23 protein-coding genes, 1 pseudogene and 1 riboswitch are annotated in these 23,509 nt (G+C 47.1%); of the genes and pseudogenes, 22 read left to right on the plus strand and 2 right to left on the minus strand.

The window, feature by feature from the left end; translation table 11 throughout:
• Positions 1-84 precede the first annotated feature (84 nt).
• Both ACLTD4_RS00555 and ACLTD4_RS00560 read left to right on the plus strand, forming a co-directional pair.
• Positions 85-504 (plus strand): MarR family winged helix-turn-helix transcriptional regulator, encoded by a 420-nt coding sequence (locus ACLTD4_RS00555; protein ID WP_117621929.1) that lies wholly within the window; start codon positions 85-87, stop codon positions 502-504.
• Between the two features lie 13 nt (positions 505-517).
• On the plus strand, positions 518-1,870 hold the full coding sequence (locus ACLTD4_RS00560) for an MATE family efflux transporter (protein ID WP_117621930.1): 1,353 nt from the start codon (positions 518-520) through the stop codon (positions 1,868-1,870).
• Positions 1,871-1,991: 121 nt separating this feature from the next.
• Here the strand turns inward: ACLTD4_RS00560 and ACLTD4_RS00565 are convergent, their stop codons facing one another.
• The gene (locus ACLTD4_RS00565; protein ID WP_117621931.1) at positions 1,992-2,897 is read right to left on the minus strand and encodes an AraC family transcriptional regulator; all 906 of its coding nucleotides are present in this window, start codon (positions 2,895-2,897) and stop codon (positions 1,992-1,994) included.
• A gap of 191 nt (positions 2,898-3,088) precedes the next feature.
• Between ACLTD4_RS00565 and ACLTD4_RS00570 the strand changes: the two genes are divergently transcribed.
• The 11 genes from ACLTD4_RS00570 to ACLTD4_RS00620 all read left to right on the plus strand — a co-directional run bounded on the left by ACLTD4_RS00570 (position 3,089) and on the right by ACLTD4_RS00620 (position 15,006).
• Entirely contained in the window at positions 3,089-3,886 is a 798-nt protein-coding gene (locus ACLTD4_RS00570) for an HpcH/HpaI aldolase family protein (RefSeq protein ID WP_117621932.1), read from the plus strand.
• Between the two features lie 13 nt (positions 3,887-3,899).
• Entirely contained in the window at positions 3,900-4,850 is a 951-nt protein-coding gene (locus ACLTD4_RS00575) for an SMP-30/gluconolactonase/LRE family protein (protein WP_181991267.1), read from the plus strand.
• A complete protein-coding gene (locus ACLTD4_RS00580) occupies positions 4,847-5,809 on the plus strand; it encodes an ABC transporter permease (protein WP_117621934.1) in 963 nt (320 codons plus the stop codon). The genes ACLTD4_RS00575 and ACLTD4_RS00580 overlap by 4 nt, the downstream gene beginning before the upstream one ends.
• Positions 5,810-5,822: 13 nt before the next feature.
• A complete protein-coding gene (locus ACLTD4_RS00585) occupies positions 5,823-8,333 on the plus strand; it encodes an ATP-binding cassette domain-containing protein (protein WP_117621935.1) in 2,511 nt (836 codons plus the stop codon).
• A gap of 59 nt (positions 8,334-8,392) precedes the next feature.
• Positions 8,393-9,517 carry a sugar ABC transporter substrate-binding protein gene (locus ACLTD4_RS00590; protein WP_181988644.1) on the plus strand — a complete coding sequence of 375 codons (1,125 nt, stop codon included), beginning with the start codon at positions 8,393-8,395 and terminating at the stop codon, positions 9,515-9,517.
• A gap of 37 nt (positions 9,518-9,554) precedes the next feature.
• A complete protein-coding gene (locus ACLTD4_RS00595; RefSeq protein ID WP_181988643.1) occupies positions 9,555-10,457 on the plus strand; it encodes a sugar phosphate isomerase/epimerase family protein in 903 nt (300 codons plus the stop codon).
• A 149-nt stretch (positions 10,458-10,606) separates the two neighbouring features.
• Positions 10,607-11,407 carry a cobalt ECF transporter T component CbiQ gene (cbiQ, locus tag ACLTD4_RS00600; protein WP_320995801.1) on the plus strand — a complete coding sequence of 267 codons (801 nt, stop codon included), beginning with the start codon at positions 10,607-10,609 and terminating at the stop codon, positions 11,405-11,407.
• Positions 11,408-11,456: 49 nt separating this feature from the next.
• Complete coding sequence (locus tag ACLTD4_RS00605) at positions 11,457-12,344, plus strand: energy-coupling factor ABC transporter ATP-binding protein (RefSeq protein ID WP_117621938.1); 888 nt, start codon at positions 11,457-11,459, stop codon at positions 12,342-12,344.
• A 27-nt stretch (positions 12,345-12,371) separates the two neighbouring features.
• A riboswitch (cobalamin riboswitch) is annotated at positions 12,372-12,557 on the plus strand.
• Between the two features lie 169 nt (positions 12,558-12,726).
• Positions 12,727-13,476, plus strand: a complete 750-nt coding sequence (locus ACLTD4_RS00610; RefSeq protein ID WP_002605260.1) for an energy-coupling factor ABC transporter permease — start codon at positions 12,727-12,729, stop codon at positions 13,474-13,476.
• A 1-nt stretch (position 13,477) separates the two neighbouring features.
• Positions 13,478-13,801 (plus strand): energy-coupling factor ABC transporter substrate-binding protein, encoded by a 324-nt coding sequence (locus ACLTD4_RS00615; protein WP_117621939.1) that lies wholly within the window; start codon positions 13,478-13,480, stop codon positions 13,799-13,801.
• A 221-nt stretch (positions 13,802-14,022) separates the two neighbouring features.
• Complete coding sequence (locus tag ACLTD4_RS00620) at positions 14,023-15,006, plus strand: AraC family transcriptional regulator (protein ID WP_320995800.1); 984 nt, start codon at positions 14,023-14,025, stop codon at positions 15,004-15,006.
• 89 nt (positions 15,007-15,095) lie between these two features.
• Here ACLTD4_RS00620 and ACLTD4_RS00625 read toward each other — a convergent pair whose 3' ends face one another.
• On the minus strand, positions 15,096-15,677 hold the full coding sequence (locus tag ACLTD4_RS00625) for a hypothetical protein (protein ID WP_117621941.1): 582 nt from the start codon (positions 15,675-15,677) through the stop codon (positions 15,096-15,098).
• A 194-nt stretch (positions 15,678-15,871) separates the two neighbouring features.
• Here ACLTD4_RS00625 and ACLTD4_RS00630 point away from each other — a divergent pair, with 194 nt between their 5' ends.
• The 9 genes and pseudogenes from ACLTD4_RS00630 (at position 15,872) to ACLTD4_RS00670 (ending at position 23,506) form a co-directional block, all read left to right on the plus strand.
• On the plus strand, positions 15,872-16,627 hold the full coding sequence (locus ACLTD4_RS00630; RefSeq protein WP_055660132.1) for an exodeoxyribonuclease III: 756 nt from the start codon (positions 15,872-15,874) through the stop codon (positions 16,625-16,627).
• A 53-nt stretch (positions 16,628-16,680) separates the two neighbouring features.
• Positions 16,681-17,964: pseudogene (locus tag ACLTD4_RS00635) on the plus strand (ABC-F family ATP-binding cassette domain-containing protein); the annotation flags it as partial.
• 277 nt (positions 17,965-18,241) lie between these two features.
• Positions 18,242-18,460 (plus strand): hypothetical protein, encoded by a 219-nt coding sequence (locus tag ACLTD4_RS00640; RefSeq protein WP_302818680.1) that lies wholly within the window; start codon positions 18,242-18,244, stop codon positions 18,458-18,460.
• A 93-nt stretch (positions 18,461-18,553) separates the two neighbouring features.
• Positions 18,554-19,099 carry a hypothetical protein gene (locus ACLTD4_RS00645; protein ID WP_118077212.1) on the plus strand — a complete coding sequence of 182 codons (546 nt, stop codon included), beginning with the start codon at positions 18,554-18,556 and terminating at the stop codon, positions 19,097-19,099.
• Between the two features lie 110 nt (positions 19,100-19,209).
• Entirely contained in the window at positions 19,210-19,590 is a 381-nt protein-coding gene (locus tag ACLTD4_RS00650; RefSeq protein ID WP_002595334.1) for a hypothetical protein, read from the plus strand.
• A gap of 64 nt (positions 19,591-19,654) precedes the next feature.
• On the plus strand, positions 19,655-19,861 hold the full coding sequence (locus ACLTD4_RS00655) for a hypothetical protein (protein WP_118077245.1): 207 nt from the start codon (positions 19,655-19,657) through the stop codon (positions 19,859-19,861).
• A gap of 136 nt (positions 19,862-19,997) precedes the next feature.
• A complete protein-coding gene (locus tag ACLTD4_RS00660) occupies positions 19,998-20,708 on the plus strand; it encodes a hypothetical protein (protein WP_002595336.1) in 711 nt (236 codons plus the stop codon).
• Positions 20,690-22,318, plus strand: a complete 1,629-nt coding sequence (locus tag ACLTD4_RS00665; RefSeq protein ID WP_302818682.1) for an antirestriction protein ArdA — start codon at positions 20,690-20,692, stop codon at positions 22,316-22,318. Before ACLTD4_RS00660 ends, ACLTD4_RS00665 begins: the two co-directional genes overlap by 19 nt.
• The gene (locus ACLTD4_RS00670; protein ID WP_302818683.1) at positions 22,319-23,506 is read left to right on the plus strand and encodes an antirestriction protein ArdA; all 1,188 of its coding nucleotides are present in this window, start codon (positions 22,319-22,321) and stop codon (positions 23,504-23,506) included. It abuts the gene before it with no gap.
• Positions 23,507-23,509 lie beyond the last annotated feature (3 nt).

The following is a 23,509-nucleotide window of genomic DNA, read 5'->3' on the forward strand; positions in this document are numbered from 1 at the left end:
ATTTACCGAAAATGTGTTATAACCTAATAGTTAGGAACCGAACTATATAGATTCCAAATTCAGCCAAGTACAGGGGGACGCACAATGGATACAGGAAAACTGATCAATAAAATTTCCATACGCCTAAGGCGCAGATCGGAAAAGATGGGGAAAAATCTCGGAATTACAGAGGTTCAGGGGCGGATTCTGGATTTTATCCTGGTTGACGGCAGAGACCGGCCGCTGTATCAGAAAGACATTGAGAAAGAGTTCGGGCTGCGGCCATCGACGGCTACGGAGCTGCTGAAGACGCTGGAGAGCAGAAAGATGATACAGCGGGTCAGCAGTGAAGAGGATGGGAGATATAAGAAAATTCAGTTTACGGAGGCGGCTGAGGACATCCGGTTGGCGCTGCAGCAGGAGATCCAGAAGACGGAGGGACTGCTCGTTGAGGGAATCTCCCGGGAAGAATTAAATACATTTATGAAGGTTGCAGAGAAAATGCTGGAGAACCTGGAACGTTAGGAAGGAGAGAAGTATGTCAGAGCATAATACATTATCGGACGATTTTACTCAGGGAAGTATCGTGGGGAAGCTTGTCAAATTTATGGTACCGGTGCTGGGAGCGTTGATCCTGCAGGCGATGTACGGAGCGGTGGATTTACTCGTCGTGGGGCAGTTTGGAACCGATGCTGGTATCTCGGCGGTGGCGACGGGGAGCAACGTCATCAATCTGGTTACATTTGTGATTACTGCTCTTGTGATGGGCGTGACGGTTTTAATCAGCCGTTACCTCGGAGAGAAGCGGAACGAACGGATCGGCGGCGTAATTGGAGGGACGGTCTGTTTTTTTGTGATTTTTACAGCGGTTATCATGGCCCTGCTTCTGTTTCTGGCTCCCGTCTTTGCATCACTGCTCAATGCCCCGGAACAGGCCTACGACCTGACGGTGCAGTATGTGAGAATCTGCGGTGTGGGGATTGTATTCGTGGTAGCTTATAATGTGATCAGCGGCATCTTCCGCGGACTGGGAAATTCGAAGCTGCCGCTGATTTTTGTCCTGATCGCCTGTATCGTAAATGTTATTGGAGATCTGCTTTTCGTGGCAGTTTTTCACATGAATGTGGCGGGCGCCGCGCTGGCCACGATTCTGGCCCAGGCGGTCAGCGTGGTCCTGTCTCTGTTTATCATCCGCAGGCAGAAGCTGCCTTTTACCATTAAGAAAAGTGATATCCGCTTTAACCGTGAGATTCTGGTATTTTTAAAGCTGGGAATACCGCTGGCGCTTCAGGAAATGCTGACAAATATATCATTCTTAATTCTCTGTGCGATTGTAAATGGAATCGGCCTTGAGGCGTCCTCCGGGTATGGAATCGCCCAAAAGGTCATTTCCTTTGTCATGCTGATCCCTTCTGCGCTGATGCAGTCCATGTCGGCCTTTGTGGCCCAGAATGTGGGGGCCGGCAAAGAGGAACGGGCCAGAAAGGCGATGCTCACGGGAATGGGGCTCGGCGTCTGCGTCGGTGTGTTTATCTTTGCGGTTACGTTTTTCAGAGGGGATATCCCAGCGTCGCTGTTTACCTCCAATGAGTCTTATATCGTGCGGGGAGCGGAGTACTTAAAGGGATTCAGCCCGGAGGCCATACTTACCTGTATTGTATTCAGTTATATCGGCTACTTTAACGGCCATGGCATGTCGCTTCCCGTTATGCTGCAGGGAATAACGGCGTCGTTTCTCGTGAGGGTGCCGCTGTCGTATGTGTTCAGCCTGAAAGAAGGGGCCAGCCTGTTTGATATTGGACTGGCGGTTCCGCTGGCTTCGGTGTATGGGATTGTGTTTTTTACGGTGTGGTATGGGTGGTATCGGAAGCGTGAAGGGAAAAAAATATAATATACCATATTTTCCCAAGAGTGTTTTAACTTTATCATAGTAAAATAAAAGAAATGAAGAATGCTAAAAGGACTGGAGCGGATGAATCCGCGCCGGTCCTTTCCTGCATCTTTTGTTCAAATCAGGAAGAAAGATGTTTTTTGCGATATTCTCTTGGTGTGCAGTGTAATACTGTCTGGAAGGCTTTTCCGAAATAACTGCCATTATTAAAGCCAACCAGAGTACCAATTTCAGTAATTGATCTTGAGGTTCCTGTAAGTAGGTCTTCCGCAGCCCGTATACGGCACTGAAGTAAGTATTCAACAGGAGTCATACCTATATTGCGCATAAAACAGCGATAGCAGACTCGTTCGCTGACGTTTGCGGAAGCTGCAATGTCTTCGACGGTAATCTTATATTGATAATTGCTTTGAATATATGAAATCATTGCCTTAATACGTTCGTTTTCAACACTGGATTTTATTTTTTTCTTATTTACGATAGGCTGGGCTTCTTTTAAGAGCAGCAGCCAGAAGGAGGAGAGCAAGTCGCGAACCATGAATTCATATCCAAAAGGTTCGGCTTCTGCGAGAACATAAGAGGTCTTGAGCTTTTCAAGAATGATTGTATGTGAGGGAATATCAGGGGAGAATTTAAAATATTCCAGGTTCTTGCAGTTGACTATAGGGTTTAAGTATTTCTGTTCAAATACACTATTATAAAAACCGCCCAGAAACAGTTTCTTAAACGTATGGGCAAGCAGAATGCTGCCACGGCAGTCTTTAGAAGGTTTCAGCAAATGCAGTACATTGGAGTTCATAAAACAGCCGTCCCCTTCAGAAAGCGTTACGGTCTTTTCCTTGATATGATATTCGACGGTACCTCTCTGTACATAAATTAACTCAATTTCATCATGCCAATGCCATGGAATATATCCCCCCGGATACTTATCCATCTCGACATAGCAGCAAATATAGGGAAAGTCAGGGGTCATGTGAAGAATCTTTTCCTCAAGATTTTCATTCAGTTGAATATGGGATAAAATCATAAAAAATCCTTTCTGTGGCTAATATAAAAGAAAAAACAAATATATTGTACAAAGTGGCGGGATATTTATAATAATAGGCAATATAGTTGTTTAATTATTATAATAATATCATTATAATTTTAGTATGTAAATAGTACAAAATAACAAATGTAGCTAAAAACGTCACAGGTGAAAAGGAGAGGATGAGGAAAATGGGAATGCATTTGGAAAGATTAGTTAAAAAAATGGAAGAAGGGAAAATCGTCTGCGGTGTATGTGTTTCTTTGAATGATCCGGCTGTCAGTGAATTGGTTGGAATGGCAGGATATGATTTTGTATGGATCGAAGGGGAGCATGGTGCTATGGGAAGAACGGAGATGCAGAACCTGATGATCGGTGCCCATGCAGGCGGAGCTGCAGCCATGATCAGACTTCCTTATACGGATGCGGCATTGGTCCGTCCGGTGATGGATATGGGACCGGATATCATCGGTTTTCCGTTTATTAACACTGCAGAAGATGCAAAAAAAGCGGTGGCGGCTTGCACCTATCCTCCGAAAGGCGTGAGGGGCTGGAATCCTCAGAGAGCTGGTCATTATGGACAAATGGGGCAGAGTGCATATGTGGACAAGGCTGATCGGGAAACACTTAAGATGATGATTGTAGAACAAGAAGAGGGATTTCATAATATTGAGGAGATTGTAAAGGTAGACGGTGTGGATTTAATTGTTTTGGGACCTGGAGATTTATCAGTTGGCATGGGTCTAAAAGGGAAACAGGATGATCCCTGCATCGCAGAAATGATGAATCATGCAGCTTCCGTATGTGTGAGTTGTCGAAAACCGTTTCTTGCATGGCCTTCCATGACAGAACAGAGTCTCCGTGAGTGGGAACAGAAAGGTGCTTCTTTATTTGGCTTTCCGCAAGACTCCTTTTTTATATCTCAGGCTATTATGAAACTGTGGCCTGAATATGAGAAGGCGATACCGTCAAAAAAACGTACGAGATGATAGGAGGGAAAACATGAAAGTAACATTAAATGTTATGGATGAGAGAATATATCGTTTGATTAATTCTGAGGAGGACATTGAAACGATTGTTTCTGGGATGCATCTTACGGAAGGCGCCGTATGGGACTACGAAAGGGACATGCTTCTGTTTAATGATATCCCTGTTTCCAATACTATGGAGTGGAATGAAAAGGCTGGTTCAAAAGTGTTGTTTTATAATGGAAAGAAAGCAAATGGCCAATGTTTTGATCTTGAGGGAAGATTGGTGGTGTGTGAACATGCGGTAAGCCATTTGAGCCGATGTAATCCGGATGGAAGCGGATACGAGACGTTGGCGGTATCTTGTGACGGAGTTGAGTTAAACAGCCCCAATGATGTTGTGTGCCGCAGTGACGGATTGATTTATTTCACCGATCCAGACTATGGAAGGCAGGATGCCCCGGCTGGAGTCGGACGGCCGATACCATCAGATAAACGGCCGGTATACATACTAAATCCTGATACAGGCGAAATCCGGACAGGGGCAGATACATTTAAAAATCCCAATGGATTGTGCTTTTCCATAGATGAAAAAACACTTTATGTGAACGATTCGCCGACTTATCAAATTATGATGTTTGATGTAGAAGATGATGGATCGCTTGTTAACGGGAGATTATTTGCCAGAACGCCGCAGCTGGGAAGTGATGATACTGTGCCCGATGGAATGAAGATTGATGAAGAAGGAAACGTATTTTGCTGTGGGCCGGATGGACTTCATATCTATGCAGCAGATGGTACTCAATTAGGGATTCTGGTAACAAGTGGGATCGACACAGCGCTTAATTTCTGTTGGGGCGGAAAAGATGGAAAAGATTTCTTTATTACCTGTAAGGGAAGTGTTTTGAAGACAAGAACTCAAACTTGTGGTTACACTCATATTCAATATAAAAAGGGGATTATACCGAGGAGAGATGTCAGGTGAATCAAAAGAAAACCAAACAAATAAAAATCCGCAATAAAAGCGCTATGATGGTTCTGGCCGGCATACTTCTGGTATGTATTCTTTTTTCATGTACCACGAGAACATTTGCTACAAGTGCCAATTTCTTTCGACTGCTTCGTCAAATGGTAATTATGATTGTTATTTCTACAGGAATGACATTTGTAGTCGCCACAGGTGAGATGGATATTTCAGTAGGTGCAATTTATAACCTGGTTGTGAATTGTATGGCTTTAATGATTCTGCGAGGAGGGACTAACCCGTGGGCTGCTGCGTTGATTGGGATTTTTATTGGGGCTTTGTGCGGTGCTTTTAACGGGTATGTCGGAGTGCTTTTAGGACTGCCTGCCATTATTATTACGCTTGGAACTTCTTATGTATATAAGGGACTGACATTGGTGTTGACCGGTGGATACAGTGTGGGAAACCTGGGGAAAAGTTCCTTCTTTAATTTTGGGACGGGCACTCTTTTTCATATTAACAATACTGTATATGTATCTTTTGCAGTGGTTATTCTTTCTGCGTGGTGGCTGAGACACAGTGTAGTCTGTCGTGAGTTCCTGGCAATTGGCAGCAATTTAAATGCCGCCAGGTATACCGGAGTTCCGGTTAGGAAAAGAAGAATACAGAACGAAGCGCTCATGGGAGCTTTTGCAGGCTTGGCTGGAGTATTATCACTGGCTTTTATGGCATCAGCTACGTCAGAAGGAGGAAGTGGCTACGAAATGCTGGCAATTACCGCTGTTGTGGCGGGAGGCGGGTCCACAGAAGGCGGAAGCGCATCTGTATGGGGAACATTAGGAGGAATCGTGCTGATTATGGTCATCAAGAACGGGCTGATGCTTCTTGGCATCAGTACAGCATGGCAGGAGGCGACAGAAGGGCTGCTTCTGATTCTGGCGATTGCAATGCAGATGATAACCCGAAAACGGGCCAGATGAGAGGAGGCGGACTATGAGTGATAAAATTCTCGAATTCAGAGATGTATGTAAGAACTTTCATCAGGTGAAAGCAGTAAATAATGTCAGCTTTTCTCTTGAAAAGGGGGAAGTACATGCGCTTTGCGGGGAGAACGGTGCCGGAAAATCAACGCTCATGAATTTGATTGCTGGAGTTTATCGGTATGACTCGGGAGATATGTATCTGGAAGGGAAAAAATATCAACCCAGAAATCCTGCGGAAGCCAGAAAGTGCGGTGTAAATATTGTATTTCAGGAACTATCCCTGTTCTCCCTTCAAGATGCAGAACGGAATATCTTTGCCGGAAGAGAAAAATGCAGAGGCAGTATACTGGAACATAAACGGATGCGTCACCGTACAGCGGAAATTCTGCAAGAGATGGAACTGGACATCAATATTAATGTACCGGTAAAACAACTGTCAATCGGGCAGCGTCAGTGGATCGAGATTGCCCGGGCATTGGCAGGAGAAGCCAAAATACTTATTCTTGATGAGCCGAATTCTGCACTTAATATGTATGAAACTCAGATATTATTTAAGCTGATACGGGAACTAACTGCAAAAGGTATTACCATAATTTATATATCTCACAGAATGGATGAGGTATTTGAGATTGCGGATCGGATAACCGTAATGCGCGACGGTTGTTATGTGCAGACATTAAGAAAAGAAGATACATCAATTGACGAGATCATAGCGCTGATGCTTGGACGTGATACAAAGTGTGTATTCAGTAGAAATCCAGCAAAGGCAGGTAAACTCGTTTTAGAGGCAGAGCATTTATCAGTAAATGGACAACTGGATGACATATCGTTTTCTGTAAGCGAAGGTGAGGTTGTGGGGCTCTCCGGGCTGGCGGGATGCGGGTATGAAGCTCTTTTAGAAGTGTTGTTTGGTCTAAGACGTTTTCATAGCGGGAAAATAATTCTGGAGGGAGAGGAGATTGTCAACAAAACACCGTTGGAGGCGATGAGCAGGCATATAGCCATGGTGCCGTCAGACAGGCGGGATACAGGTCTGATGACAGAATGGTCTATTGAAGATAATATTTCACAGAGTCTTCTCCGGATAACTTCCAGACGTGGATTGATCCAGCATAAGGACAATCGTAGAATTGCAAAAGAATATGTAGAAAAGCTAAATATTGTGTGTAAGTCGGTGGAAGATACTGCCATTGAACTTTCTGGCGGCAATCAACAGAAAGTTCTGCTGGCTAAATGGCTGGCTACAAAACCCAGACTTCTTATACTGGACGATCCCACCAGAGGGATCGATGTAGGGGCAAAACAGGAGATATATCAACTGATCGACCGTCTGACAGCCCAGGGATTTGCAGTTATCCTGACTTCATCGGAGATTGATGAGTTGACTGCATTAAGTGATAGGATTTTACTGTTTCGTGATGGCAGACATATTAAAACTGTAGGGGAAGGTACAACGAAAGGAGAAATTCTAAAATATATTGCAGGCAGCCAGGGAACAAATGAAACTGAAAAAATCAGACTTAAAAACCATACAGCGGATGGAAGAGAGTCAGAAACGACAGATAAGAAGGCCATAAAAAAAGAAGTCGGGGTCTTCCTGGCGATGCTCACTGTACTCTTGGGATTTTCTATTTTTATCCCGTCATTTATGTCAGGACAGAATATTGCTGTCGTTTTGAAACAGATGAGTATTCTGGGACTTTTGACATACGGTATGACATTTGTGTTTTGTGCTGGCGAAGTTGATTTATCCGTAGGGATGGTACTGAATGTAACTATGGCACTGATGGCGCTTCTCATGACAAAGGCAGGCGTGAACCCTTGGATTGCAGTAATAATTGGATTGTTGGCAGCTACAGCACTCGGTGCATTGAATGGGATTCTTGCAGTAACATTCAGGCTCTCCACGATTGTAGTTACACTAGGAACGGTATCGGTTTATAGGGGATTGTCTTTGCTTTTAAATGGGGGAAAAACTATTAGCGGTCTGCCGGGAGGTTCCTTTTTGACTATGGCCAGAATCCGTGTGTTTGGTATCTCTATGATTGCATGGATTTCACTGGTGGTATTTGGAATACTATTATTCCTGTTTAAAAATACCAGATTCGTCCGTCATTTGATATTGATGGGCGATAATGAATCGGCTGCGGGGAAAATGGGAATCAGAACCCGAATGCTGCGGATACAGGTTATGGCGCTCAGCGGTTTTTTAAGTGGTTTGGGAGCAGTTCTCACTCTTTCAAATCTCACTTCCGCAGATACTACGACAGGAGGCGATTATGCTATGTCAGCAATTGGTGCTGTTGTAATTGGTGGAACAAAAATGGGCGGTGGAAGCGGCAGTATGTGGGGATCCCTTATAGGAATCATATTGGTTACCGTTATTCAGAATGGTCTGGTATTTTTGGGTATGCAGTCTGGCTGGCGGTCCTTATTTATTGGAATTACCATGATTCTTGCAATTTTTATTGATACGATGGTGGAAAGGAGGCCCGCGAAATCAGGCTCATCGGAGAGGTAGGAAGGAAAGAGTTTTATAGAGGAAGAAAACAAAAGATGCAGAGGGAAAGGAGATTTACTATGAAAAAGAGAAATGCGGCAGCGTTATGTATGGCAGTAGTTTTAGGTATTACGGGGTGTACTTCCGTTGTATCCACTGAAGGGGATACAAAATCGACAACAGAGAGTGTTGCGAAAGATACATCAGCAAAAGAGACAAGTGAAAAGTCAAAAGAAACCGAGCAGGCGTCTGAAGCTAAAGAACCGAAAACAGATGATTACCATATTGGTTTTGTTGTCCATACGACCTCCGGTGATGTTATGTCTTCCATAGAATATGGGGCTAAGGCGGCCGCGGAAGACTATGGTGTGAAGCTTACCTACACAGGGCCGGTTGATACTGATAATACAGAGCAGATTTCTATGTTTGAGTCTCTGGTGGCAGCAGGCTGCGATGCAATTGTTATCATTGCTGGAGATCCTACTGTGTGGGATGAACCGATTAAAGAAGCGGTCGAAAAGGGAATTACTGTAATTGTGACGGATACGGATGCGCCAACTTCACAGAGAGCGGCTTATTTTGGAGTAGATACAGCAAAACTTGCGTATGACCTGGGATCTGCTGTAAGGGAGAAGACCGGAGAAGAAGGAGTGGTTGCGCTTGGCGTGTGCGTACTTGGACCGGCATCTCATGCTACTCGGGCAGAGAAGGTAAAAGAAGCGTATGACGGAACTAAAATGGAATTTATTGGTGTATACGAAACGGACCAGGATACAACTTTAAATTATAATAACTGGGAAAATATCTACACTTCTAACCCGGATTTAAAGGCAATGGTTGGATTATCTGCGTTGGAAACAACTAATATGGGAAAAGTAAAACAGGCTAGTGGTGGAGAAACTGTTATGGCGGCTTATGATCCAGGAGCGGAAGCCTTAAATCTCCTGGAAGAGGGGTATCTTGATGTATGTGCATTCCAGAATGTATGGATGGAAGGCTATCTCCCTGTACAGGCGGCGGCCAGAATGCTGACAGAAGGAAAGAAACTGAAAGGCGGAGAAAATCTTTATGAGGGCCAGATTGTAACCTCTGGCGAGGTGACGGATGAATTAAAGAATCGGGCACAGAGTGAAGACACAATGAACGAATGGTATCGGAATTTTATTAAGGAAAATGGATTAGAGAACTTTGGCCTTTCCGATTAAGCGTTTAAATATGCTGAAAGAAAGGAGATAAGGTATATTGGTAAAATTAAAAACGGGCATTCATTTTCTGTTTGGACAAAGTGAGCCGGTGACATACTTTTATCCTATTATTGAACGGTTTGCATTTTTGGGATTTAAGTGTGTGGAACTGCCACCGGACCCATTTTTAAGAGATTATGAGCGGCTTCGTGATCTGGTGCAGTATGCTGGAGAGAAGGGCGTGGAAATTGTTTTTAGCTGTGGGTTTCCTAAAGATTGTGATATGGCTTCCGATGACTGTGCAGTCAGGGAAAATGGAATAAGATATATGCATCAGATTCTGGAAATGATGGAGCGCGCGGATATCTGTCTGTTGGGAGGAACTTTTTATACGAAATGGCCCTCTTACAGGGTAGAGACACTTCCTATGACTGAAAAGCGGCGGATTTTTGAACGAACAGCACTTTGCTTTAAGAATGCGGTAAAAGAGATTCGTGGCAGCTCAATAATACTGACCATTGAACCATTAAACCGGTTTGAAGGTTACCTGATTAACACTGCTGAAGAGGGCGTTCGGTTTTGCAAAATAGTGGAGAATCCAAATGTTGGATTGATGCTGGATGGGTTCCATATGTCGGTAGAGGAAAATTCTATTCAGGAGGCAATTCTAACAGCAGGTAAGTATTTAAGACATCTTCACCTTGCAGAAAATAACAGAAGGCTTCCGGGAGTGGGGAAGTTTCATTGGGAAGAGTATTTTTCTGCTTTAAAAGATATTGGCTATTCCGGACGATTTGACATTGAAGCTTTTACGACACCGGGAGGCAGTGTGGCTGCCAGCGTAGCTTTATGGAGAGAGTTGGAAGAAGGTATGAATCTGGAGAAGGAAAATGAAATGCTTCTTCAATCTATAGATTTTATAGAAACAAAATGCCGTTTTTATAATATCTTGGGGGAATAGGATGACTGCAAAAAAAGGAGCCGAAATAAAAAGGCTCCTTTTTTAATGTGTCTTACTGCTGAAAAAATAGGAGCGATTCAATTGCCATACGCCTCCTCCCGTTATATAATGGGTCATATCGGCCAATGCCGGTAAATAGATCAAGGGAGGTGAAACCAATTTACAGAGGTCATAAACACGATGCGGCGCATTCGATTGATTTCTATGCCTATGAGTCGCGGCTCAGAAGCTGGAATGCGGGGCTTAAGATGGCGGTGGGGATGGCGGCGCTCTGTCTGTGCATCGCGGCGGACAAGCTGTCGGTGTCGGTATTTGTAATCTTTACCATGGCCTGCATTACGGTTATTGCGGGAGGCTTATCGCCTGCACGGTATTTAAAGCTGCTTACGATTCCTCTCGCCTTTCTTTTTATGGGGACTGTGGCGATTGCCATAGGTATTTCACGCAGGCCCTGCGGCGACTGGTATATAAGCGTTCCATGGTTTTCGCTCTATGTGACGAAGGCCGGGCTTTTGCAGGCTGTGCTGCTGTTTACCAGAGCGCTGGGGGCGGTCAGTGCCATGTACATGATGACGCTTGCCACGCCGGCCAGTGAGATGATCGGAGTCTTAAAGCGCATACACGTACCGAAAATGATTGTGGAACTGATGTATCTGATTTACCGCTTTATTTTCGTATTGAGCGACACCCACAGTCAGATGAAGCAGGCCGCTGTTTCCCGGCTGGGAACCTGCGATTTTAGGACATCCTGCCGTACCTTCGGAAGTACCGCCGGCAATCTGCTGGTGGCATCGTTGAAAAAGGCGGACACGTATTATGACTCTCTATTGTCCCGGTGCTACGACGGGGATCTCTGTTTCCTGGAGGAAGAGAAGCGGATCAGGGGAAGCCAGGCGGCAGCGGCAGCAGGATACTTACTGCTGATTGCGGCGGTGTGGATCTTACTGTAGTCCGACATCGGAGTGATACAGAGAAAATGAGAGAAAAGGTGGTGAGTATGTGGATGAGAACAGAGGAGATGTGATTTTGGAGACAGAGCATCTCTGCTATTCCTATGACAGCAGGAAAACGGCCCTGCAGGATGTGAACTTATCGGTCAGAAAGGGTGAGCGGATCGCGGTACTGGGTTCCAACGGAGCAGGAAAATCCACGTGTTTTCTGAATTTGAACGGAGTGCTGTCACCGGATTCCGGGAAAATTTTATACCGGGGTACCGAAATTACAAAAAAGAACCGGAACGAGCTGCGAAAGCACGTTGGAATTGTGTTTCAGGAGGCGGATAATCAGATTATCGCATCAACGGTGGCCGCGGAGGTTTCATTTGGGCCCATGAATTTAAAGCTTCCGGCCGTGGAGGTGAAACGGCGCGTGGATGAGGCCCTTGCTTGTATGAATTTAGTAGAGATGAAAGACAGGCCGCCTCACTATCTTAGCGGCGGTGAGAAGAAACGGGTCTGTATCGCGGATATTGTTGCGATGGAGTCGGAACTCTTCCTGTTTGATGAGCCGACGGCTTCACTGGACCCTCTGAATACGGCAGTATTCGAGGCGGTTCTGGATAAGCTGTGGAATATGGGGAAAACTCTTTTGATTTCAACCCATGATGTGGATTTCGCCTGGAGATGGGCGGACCGGGCGTTGGTATTTGCCGGAGGCCGTCTGATTGCGGACGACTCGCCGCGCCGCATTTTTCAGGATGAAAGCGTGGTATCGCAGGCGAACTTAAGAAAGCCGGTCCTGATGGATGTGTGCAGCCGGCTGGCGGCCCATGGGCTTGTGCCTGACGGTTCATATGCAAAAGATGCAGAGGAACTGGAACGGCTGTTGTGCCGGCAGCAGGAAGCAGGCAGTTTGAAAATGAGAGCAGACGGAGTCAAATGTATTTGACAGCCGGAGCTGTTTTCGTGTACAATACAATAGAATTACGCAAGAGGTGCCTGTGAAATTCTCCGCAGGATAATAGGGAAAAGGGTGAAAATCCCTTACGGTCCCGCCGCTGTAAAAGAGGAGCAGGGCTCGATAAATCACTGGGTAACCGGGAAGATGAGCTGCTGTGATGAACCTTGAGTCAGAAGACCTGCCTGTTGCGATACGATGCGTCCGGTTACGAGCGATGACCGGAGGCCGAAGCCTTTTTTTGCGTCCGGAAAACCGGGGATCTCTGTGAAGACAGGGGATAAGAGCGAAGAAGAGGCTGTCGTCAAAGTACCGGTCTGATGAGTGGGAATCATCGGATGAGGTGCTTATTTTTTTTGAAGGGAGAATAGAGATGACGAAGAAAGAAAAAAGAATCATGACACTTGCAGTGGCATTTGCATTTACGTTCGGCGTTATGCCGGTTTCGTATGCGATGCACATTATGGAGGGGTATCTGCCTTTGGGCTACTGCCTGGTATGGGGAGCTGTCTGTGTGCCGTTCCTGGCCGCCGGATTCTTTTCCATCCGCCGTACACTGGGTGAAAACAGAAAGAACATCACTGTGCTTGCCATGGCCGGGGCGTTTATTTTTGTGATTTCGTCCCTGAAGATTCCGTCTGTTACGGGCAGCTGCTCCCACATGACCGGAACCGGTCTCGGGGCGATCCTGTTTGGGCCGTCGGCAGTGAGCATCCTTGGAATTATCGTATTGATTTTCCAGGCGGTTTTACTGGCACATGGGGGACTCACCACGCTGGGTGCCAATACCTTCTCTATGGCGATTGCTGGTCCGTTCGTGGCTTTTGGGATCTATAAATTATGCGGAAAGTTAAAGGTAAACCGCTACGTATCCGTATTTCTTGCGGCTACCCTTGGCGATCTGTTTACATACTGCGTAACCAGCCTTCAGCTGGCGCTTGCCTATCCTGCAGAGCAGGGCGGTGTGGCTCTGTCTGCGGCGAAGTTTTTAGGCGTGTTTGCGCCGACACAGCTGCCGCTGGCCATCATTGAAGGACTTCTCACTACTGTTATCATCATAGCGCTGGAATCCTACGCCGGGCCGGAGCTTTCCAGTATCGGATTTGCAAAGGAGGCAAAATAAGATGGATAAGAATAAAAAAATCATTGTAATCGTTTTACTGGTCATTGCCTGCCTGATCGCAATTATTCCGCTGTTCGCGTTAAAAGGCGCAGAATTCGGCGGATCTGATGATGCGGGAAGCCAGATGGTGGCTGAAATCCGTGGAGAAGAGTATGAGCCGTGGTTCACTCCGGTAATGGAAACCCTGATTCAGGGCGAACTCCCGGGCGAGGTGGAAAGCCTGCTGTTCTGCATTCAGACCGGGATCGGCGTCGGCATCATGGCCTTTGTCATGGGACGTTTCGTAGAGCGGAAGAAATGGATGACAAAAAAAGAAAATAAATAAAACAAGCAGTTTTATAGAGCCGGGTAAATTTCTTCTGATAGAATTTTCCGGCTTATTTTCTGCCTCCGGCTGCAAGCCCGACAGCCAGAAGGCGTGAACGGGAGATAAAAGGAAGGGAAATGGAAAAAACTGGACTGTCGGAAAGCATGCAGGCAGCAAGAAATGTGACAAAAATGTTCTTGTTTTCTGGTATGATAGAGAAAAGACAGGAGGCGGGGATTATGGCAAGTGAATTGGGGGCTGCGAATTACGATGAGACGGTCGACAGGAATGGTAAGATGGGGAGCAGAACGGGGGTCAAATTGAGTGACAAATGGAGTGACGAGATGAATCACACACCAAATAATATAGAAGAAATAGCTGCAGTCATTGACTATATCGAAGAACATCTGATGGAGGAGCGGCTGGATTTAGAAGGTATTGCTGCGGCTTTCAACTATTCCAGATATCATTTGCACCGCATGTTTGCATCTGTTACCGGTTTTCCCATGCATACCTATCTTATGAGGCGCAGGCTGACTGAGGCGGCCAGGATGCTGGTGTTTTCGAAAGAGCCTGTTCTGGAAATTGCGCTGGCTTCCGGATACGAAACGCAGCGCTCATTTTCAAGGGCGTTTCAGAAGTATTTTAAACACAGTCCATCCCAATACCGGAAGAAGGGTGATTTCTTCCCGCTGCAGCTGAAATACGATACCTCCCGCCGGGAAAAACTGCGGGGGGACAGGATACTCGAGGTAGCCATGACGGAGGCGAAGACGATATCCATCGTCGGCTTCTGCGGTTCCACAAAGGGCGGTTTCTCTGTAATCGGCAGGTGCTGGAGGCGGCTTCATGCAAAAAAGGGCCGTATCTCCGGCCGCGCGGACGAGGAATTTCTGATTGGGGTAAATGACTACTCTTATTATCCCTGCCAGGGAATGGATAAGGTGTTCCGGTATATTGCGGGAGCAGAGGTCGCCGAAGAACACACGGTTCCCAGGGGAATGCAGGAATTTACACTCCCGGCCGGCCGTTATGCTGTGTTTTCCTTCCGCGGAAGGAATGAGGACAGCCTTCAGCCGGTAGTGGAATACATCTATGGGGAGTGGTTTCCTGAATCCACCTGTCGGTTTGACGACGGCAGACGGTATGATTTTGCAAGGTATGGGGAACGGTTGGACGAAAAGGGAGAAAGTGATATTCAGTTATGGGTGCCGGTTATCTGAGCACCCATTATTTCATCCATAGGAAAGTTAGTCCTATGAATGAAAAATCTCCGGGGGACAGCGTGCCCCGCGCCCTGTTCCTTCTCACATCAGTCAGACAAATTGATTCCCGTAATCATCATCGTTCCATTTACATCATTGAACACAACCGTTCCGTTTTCGCCCATCATCACGCCAGCGCCGTAGGAGTCAAGCTGCGATTCCTGTACGGCGGCGATGGTGTCCTTCATCTTCTGGGTGAACAGCGTTTCTGAGCCGAGGGCGATCAGGTCATTCCGTGTCTCAAGCTCGCGGCCGTCCCCTGATTCCAGGGATATGTAGACCGGATAGCCGCAGAGATCTGCAAAACCTTCCAGATCAGCTGTTGCAACAGCCTTTTTTATTTTTTGAGCAAATGCGGCCGCTCTCTCAGAGTCTGTTTCTGAATCGTTTTCTTCCTCCGTTTCACTGGACTGCTCTGAAGGCGATAGAGAAGCTGCCCCGGTATCATCAATTGAAGTTTCTTCGCTATCTGCTGATTCGGCGGAGAAGGTTTCTCCATTATCCATATCTTTTTCATATGTAGAAGAGACTGTCTCGGAAGAAGCAGACGATGCCGGTGCAAACGCGCAGCCGGAAATGCCCATGGATACTGACAGCGCGAGCGCAGCCAGCCTGTTTAAATGCCTCATATAGATAAGTCCTCCTTTTCATGTATTCAGTGGCAGTATATCATTCCGACAGAGCGGAATCAACTTGAGAATGATTCTTATGGATCAGATCTGGCGGAAGACCTCATGTGAAAATTTCCACCAAGATTAATCTTTTCTATTGTCCTGGAAAATGCTATACTTACATTATCTATTGTCTAAGGAGAGACTGTTAAATGAAAAAATTGATATCATGGAATGTTAATGGCCTTCGCGCCTGCGTAGGTAAAGGTTTTTTAGATTATTTTCACGAAGTGAAGGCGGATATTTTCTGCATACAGGAGAGCAAGCTTTCAGAGGGACAGATTGAACTGGATCTGCCGGGCTACCATCAATACTGGAATTACGCGGAAAAGAAAGGCTATTCGGGAACTGCCATGTTTACGAAGGAGGCGCCGCTATCTGTTGCGTACGGCATCGGAATAGAGGAACACGATCATGAGGGCCGCGTAATAACGGCGGAATTTCCCGATTATTACGTTGTCACCTGCTACACTCCCAATTCCAAGGACGGGCTGGCGCGCCTGCCATACCGTATGACGTGGGAGGATGCATTTCTTCAGTATTTAAAAGGGCTGGAAGAGAAGAAGCCGGTTATTTTCTGCGGTGATTTAAATGTGGCACATAAGGAGATTGACTTGAAGAATCCGAAGACTAACCGGAAGAACGCGGGCTTCACAGACGAAGAGCGCGGCAAGTTTACAGATCTTCTGGAGGCCGGATTCATCGACACCTTCCGCTGGTTCTATCCGGACAGAGAGGAGATTTACTCCTGGTGGTCGTACCGGTTTAGCGCCAGATCCAAGAACGCAGGCTGGAGAATTGACTATTTCTGCGTATCAGAATCGTTAAAGGACAGGCTGGTCAGTGCGGATATCCATACGGAGATACTTGGCTCCGACCATTGCCCGGTGGAACTGGTGATTGAATAGAAGCGTGGATTCTATACAGCGATGAATAAGGAACGGAGAGACGAATTACAAAGATGAATTTATTAACGATAGAACATTTGACAAAATCATACACCGAGCGGCTGCTCTTTGACGATACCAGCTTCAGCATCAATGAGGGTGAGAAGATCGGCCTTATCGGGATCAATGGAACGGGGAAATCGACGCTATTGAAGATTGTGGCGGGGCTGGAGGAACCGGACGACGGAAGCGTGGTGCGCGGACGTAATCTGGATATCCGGTTTTTATCTCAAAATCCGAAGTTTCATGACGGCGATACGATCCTGGAAAGCATTGTCCGTGAAAATGAGGGACACGCTCATGTGTGGGACTTAGAGAGCCAGGCAAAGACGATGCTTACAAAGCTGGGATTCACGGATTTTGACGACCGTGTGGAGACCCTTTCGGGAGGCCAGAGAAAACGGGTGGCGCTGGTAAGCGTCCTTCTTTCCACGGCGGATTTACTGGTATTGGACGAGCCGACCAACCATTTAGACAGCGCCATGGCGGACTGGCTGGAGACGTATCTGCGCCGGTTTAACGGAGCGCTCTTAATGGTAACTCATGACCGGTATTTCCTGGACAGTGTGACGAACCGGATCGTGGAGCTGGACAAGGGCAAATTATACAGCTATCAGGCCAATTACGAGGGCTATCTGGAACTGAAGGCCCAGCGCCTCGATATGGAACAGGCCACGGAACGCAAACGCCAGTCCCTCTTAAGGGTGGAGCTGGAATGGATGCAGCGCGGCGCACGGGCCAGGTCAACCAAGCAGAAGGCCCATATTGAACGGTTTGAAACACTGAGGGACCAGAAGGGGCCGGAGGCGGATCAGAACGTGGAGCTGGACTCCGTTTCCAGCCGGCTGGGCCGCACGACAGTGGAGCTGGAGGACATCAGCAAGGCCTATGGCGACAAGGTTCTGATGAAGGATTTCACCTATATTTTCCTGAAAAATGACCGCATCGGCATCATCGGTCCCAATGGAAGCGGAAAATCCACGCTGATGAAGATTATAGCCGGGTGGCTGGAGCCGGACGCGGGTAATGTGACCGTCGGACAGACTGTCAAGATGGGATATTTCTCCCAGGAAAATGAAGCTATGGACGGAAGCGTCAAGGTAATCAACTATATTCGCGGTGCCGCAGAGTATGTGAAGACAAAGGACGGCAGCATCAGCGCGTCTCAGATGCTGGAGCGCTTTCTCTTCCCCTCCAGTGTGCAGTATACGGTGATCGACAAACTTTCGGGAGGAGAGAAACGGCGGTTATACCTGCTTCGCATCCTGATGGAAGCGCCCAACGTCCTGCTTCTGGACGTAAAATGGAGTAAGGATTTTTTATGTGTATCATGTGCATAGCGTTAAAAAGTGAGGGAAATAGAAACTGCATACACAGATAGAAAGGTAAAGTGTGTATAGCGTTGACATAGATTAGGATTGTAACTGGAGGCTGGGGATGACCTGGAGGCCAGTTTTTTTATTGTCCATTTTTAATGGAAAGTCATCAATTGTTTGTTGGTTATTGGGGTAGCTTTTGCGAAAGAAAAAGGTATAATGCTGTACTGACAATCAAAAAAGGAGGAATGAGGAAACAATGCCATTACAGAAACCAAGATCCGGGACAGCCAGAGAGAAAAGAAATTGCTGGTCGAGAGGAAACGGATCATACAGCTATAGGGGAGAACTGAAACACCGACTTTCCCTGAACAGGCGGTATCTGAACCGGAAGGTTCGCCGTTACTCAGGAGATGCGCTGAAAGGGAATGAATACCGGAAAATATGCAGGACGGCCTATATGGTGGATTTCACTTGATAGCAAGCCATGCTCTTCATTTTTGGAGAACATGGCTTTTATCTGGTTGTAGTCAAATTCTGTTGATGATTCATAGAAGGAGGAACGGAATCCATGAAAAAGGAAATCTATTCTGTGACATGCCCGAAACGATTTCAATTTGGCGATCCAATGTATTTTGAAGAATTTAAGGGGAAGAAGCTGGCAAGTCTGGTGGCGGACTGCAAACCGCCGCGCAACTTTGTGGCAAAGGTTGTTTTAACGGAAGAACCAATAGAGGAATACCCGGATGAGATGTCCCGTACTATGACGCTTTATATGGCGCCGAAGGAAACAATCGACACCTATGTGGACGGCTGTATGTACAAGGGTCAGGATGTCATGGAAAAAGAAATTGGAGTTGATACCGCAAAATACCTGATCAATGTGGATGGGCGCTATGAGGAAATCCATACTGGCGCGGACGGTTATTGGGGAAATTATCTGGAGCTTTCCCGTGAACAGGGCAAGAACCGGATTCTGGATGCGATGACGGTATCCGTGTGCATGCCGGAGTTTGAGGATTTTGAAAGTATGAAGCGGATGACAGGATATTTCTTTTTAGATGCCCAGCTTTTAGAGGCTCCAGACATCCAGACCACACAGATGAAAATGGAATAACAGATTACAAGAGGAACAGAGACGTTTTTATACCGAAACGAATCTAAGAGGATTTATTTTTATATCCCAAAATGAAGGGTAATACCAGATGGAAGTGAGGAATTATGCCAATGAAAGATTACGAAGTAAACACCGCCGTATTATTCCATACCGGTTTTGCTGACGGGGAATGCAATCGCCTGATGTTTGAAGGGATGAAAGAAAAAATAGTCAATGACATCAGGAGCGCATTCGAGAAAGACAGCACACTTTCCCAAAATATCACCAGTAACCTGGATTTTACGTTTTCCGGGTACAAGGTAAAAGTGGAGTATACGTTCTCGTGCCATGACGAAAACGAGGCTGAAGCGGAAAGTTTTTCAAATTACTGTCTGCAGAATATCCGGGAAGGACTGCAGGAAAAGGGATACACCATGGAGAAAGTCACCTGTGAGGCAGGCGAGATGGATATGGCGTGGCTGGATCGGCTGGAAACTATGTGGTTTGGATAAAGCCCGCCAGGATGCGGCTAAAAGTAAAATGGATATAGATACCACATTCAGGGAGGCTGATACAATGATGCATTATGAACGCGTGAGAACCGATTTATCACAGGCAGAAAAGACAATAAAAACAGCGCTGAGATCCACGGTCGATTCGGAAACAGAAAAAGCGGCATTGGAGGAAGCGCTGGAGCTGGTTCAGCAGGCAAAGGAAAAATGCCGGATGGTTCAGGAAGAATCCATGCAGGCGTTGTTTACACGGGGCATGAAAATGCAGTAGATGATGGAACTGCAAATGAATAAAAAAGAGAAATAAGTAAGACCGATTATGTTCTTCATGTGAGAATATAACCGGTTTTTTTATTTTTAAAGCGATTGAAGGTGAACACTTATTTTGAGAGAAAGGACTGAGAACCATGACTGCAAAATTTATGGCCAGTACACCATATGCCAATACCGAGTTTGAGATGCAGATGATTCCTGGCTTCACACCCCGCAGAAGCGGAATGACGGTGAGCCGCTTTGAATACAGCGTTTGTGGCGATGACGGTAGCTGCTGCTCACAGCAAGGCAGAAAGAAAAAAGATACAAACCCTGCTGGCTGCGTCTGCCTGCGTGAACGGCTTGTGACGGGCTGTGTCCCCTTTCATGAGCTGTTGGGCGTACTTACCGCAGAGGTACGGGAACGCCCCTTTGTGAGCCGCGTGTCGCGCCTGTCGGCCAGACCACGGACGTTATTCTCTGACCGCAGGCATTTCCGATGCTTTGAACGACAGTGGAAGGAACGTACAAAGATGCAGGATGAGTCTGCGTGGTGCGCCGCCCTGTACCTTCTGACCGCAGATATGTTCCTCTGGAGCAAAGCCGAGGCGGCGGTGCGTCCGGATTTGATTGATTTTTCATCCATCCATATTCACGGTGTGGATCTGGACGGCTATGTTTTGTTTCATACAGCAAAAGACTTATACAAAGGAACCAAACACATCAGCCTTTCGGAACTGACCGATCCGGAGTTGGTGAGTGATGAAGCCTTCTGGCTGATTATCACCGCGTTCCTGATCCGGCGCTATGGCCCGGCTGTCATTTTGAAGGAAACGGAGGGTAAAGAATGCTTGAAATCTATTTAACCGATGGCGAAGATCAGGGCGTGTGGTTAAAGCTGCCATCCTCATCCGCTGAACTTGGCGAAGCCTATGCCAAGCTGGAGGAAGCGAAGGAATACCCGAAAATAGAAATCCATGATGTAAAGTCCCCCGTAGATGGTCTGGCGGACTTTTTGACAGGGAAACCAGCCACATACCACAGTCTGGAGGAACTCGATTTCCTCGCCAGACGGATGGAGGGCATGACGGAACAGGAGCGGGAAATCTTCGGAGCCGCTGTGCAGATTGAAAAGCCGTATACCCTGATGGAACTTGTGAACCTGTCCTGCAACCTGAATAAATTTGCGTTTTATCCGGATGTCCGGACAGAGGCAGAGCTGGGGAAATATCTGATTCAGAAGGATTATGACCAGATACCGGAAGAACTCGCCGCCGCTTTGGATTATGAGGTATTTGGCCGGACGTATGCGGAAAATCACGCCGGACAATTCACACAATCAGGCTATGCCTTCAGAACCGGCGAGGCGCTGGAGCCGCTCTATGATGGAAAATGCCTGCCTGATCCAAATTATGAGAAAAACAGTCTGCTGAAGGTGTCCTGTTACAAGGATAAAAAAGTGGATTCATTCTATCTGCCTGTGCCGGATATGAGACTGGATTATTTAAGGAATAAACTTAGAATATCCAGTTTGGAGGACTTCCGGCAATTTCATGTTCTGGATGAGCTGGAGGGGCTGAAGGAACGTCTGCCCTGTGGCAGTTCCATACCGGAACTGAATCGTTTTGCCGCAGCGCTGAATATGAAATTAGATGGTACAAGAACGCAGCAAAAAACACTATTTGCAGCACTGGAAGCGGAAGCCCCCAGCACAATGGAAAGAGCGATTCAGATTGTGGAGACTCTGGGGGATTATCGGATTGTTATGGAACCGAAGGAGTTTAAAGAACCGGCGGACTTCGCTCATAGAGCGCTGGAGATTAGTGACAGTTACTATGTTGATAAATTCACAGCAAGGTTTTTAAATTTTACCGCCCTTGGAAAAGCCATGATGAAGGAAGAAGGTGCCATACAGACCACCTGCGGGCTGGTGGTGAATGAGCGGAATACGATACAGCCGCTTCCGGAGGAATTGTCCTCCTTTAAGCTGTTCAGCCCTCTGGCCGCGAACCTGTTTACCAGACATGAATGGGGGTACTCTGACCAGCCACAGGAAATAGATGCTTATGATTTATGTGAGTACGAGAAACTGTTGCGGGATTTCCTGAAGAAGGAGTCGCTGGAATTCGAGGGGGAACGGGTGCTTGCCCCCTATCTGAACAATAAGCTGCTGGAGCGGAAGGTTTACTCCATGACTCCCACGGTCGAGGAATGGGACGGAAAGCTGTGGGGAGTTTTGGAAGTGCAGGCGTATGGGGAACTGTCGGAGGGAGAATTAGAGGAACTGAAGGAGGAATGGGCGGGACAATGCAGTGATGGGTTTGGAGAGGGTTTTGAACAGCGTTCCATCGAAGTGGACAACGGTGAGATGTATGTGTGCTTTTGGCAGCCTGGAAACAATTTTGTGATTCAAACAGAGCAGGAATTGAAATCCGGCCAGTCACAGGGATTTGGGATAAGAATGGGAGGAATGTAGATGCAGGTGACTATCATAGCCAATCAATACCGGGGGCGGCGTGGCTATCACGGCGCGGATTTAGAACTGCCAGCCAGCCGGTATGAGGTAGACGATGCCTTGCAGCGCGCCCATGTGCCGGAGGGCGGCGGTTATGAACTGCATGGCTTCAGAGGGTTTCTCAGTTTTGTCAGATCCGCCCTGACTCTATCGGGCAGTAAAACGCTGGAGGAATTAAATCTGCTGGCGGTTAAGGCAGGCCGGATGAATGAAACGCAGCTTGGAGCCTATGAAGGGATTCTGAAACTCCGGCAGGACGCCGATATCGACCACCCCATGAGTATGAAGGAACTGATCAATGCCGCCTACAACGTGGATAGTTTTGAGTTTCATCCCGGCGTCATCAATGATTATGATCTCGGCGCAATCTGTATGCAGAGTGGAATGCTGGATCTGATTCAGGACCTGCCTGACGAGGTGTTCGACCTGCTGGATGAGGAAAAGGTCGGTCAGGCACTCCGCCGTAATGAGCAGGGTACCTTTACCTCGCAGGGTTATGTATACTGCAGCTCGAAGGATTGGCAGGAGGTCTATGACGGCGTTCATCTGCCGGAACAGCCGGACAGACACAGCGGTCTGATTTCCCTGCGGCTGGAAAGCGTGAACAACGTTCCGGTTATGGACAGCGGCGTGTGGCTGGAATTACCCGCCGATGAGCAGGCCATGCGGTTGGCGCTTGCTTCACTTGGAGAAAGCACCTTTGACACCTGTGTGATTGCCGAGGCAGAGAGCATCCTCCCCTCCCTGAAATACCAGCTTGCTGGTGACGAGGACATTGGCAGGCTGAACACGTTAGCAGGGAAGATACAGGCGTTTCCGGACAGGCGGACACTGGTGAAATATAAGGCTGTGCTGGAGCTGGAGGTCTGCAATGACCTCGATATGCAGTTGGATATTGCAGAGAATCTGGACTGTTATGATTACGATCCCATTATTCTCTCCCCGGAAGCCTATGCGGAATATGTCCTGAAAGAAGCCGATTTCGATGTAAACGATCCGGCATTTTCCAGATTCGATTTTAAAGGCTATGGGGAGCGTTACCTGCAGGGCAATGGTTTTGTCGCCACACCCTACGGCTCCATCGCCCGCAATGAGAAACCCTTTGTGCCGGAGTATACCAGACCGACTCCCGGAATGACCATGCAGTAAAAG

It is taken from the genome of Hungatella sp. (assembly GCF_046966825.1).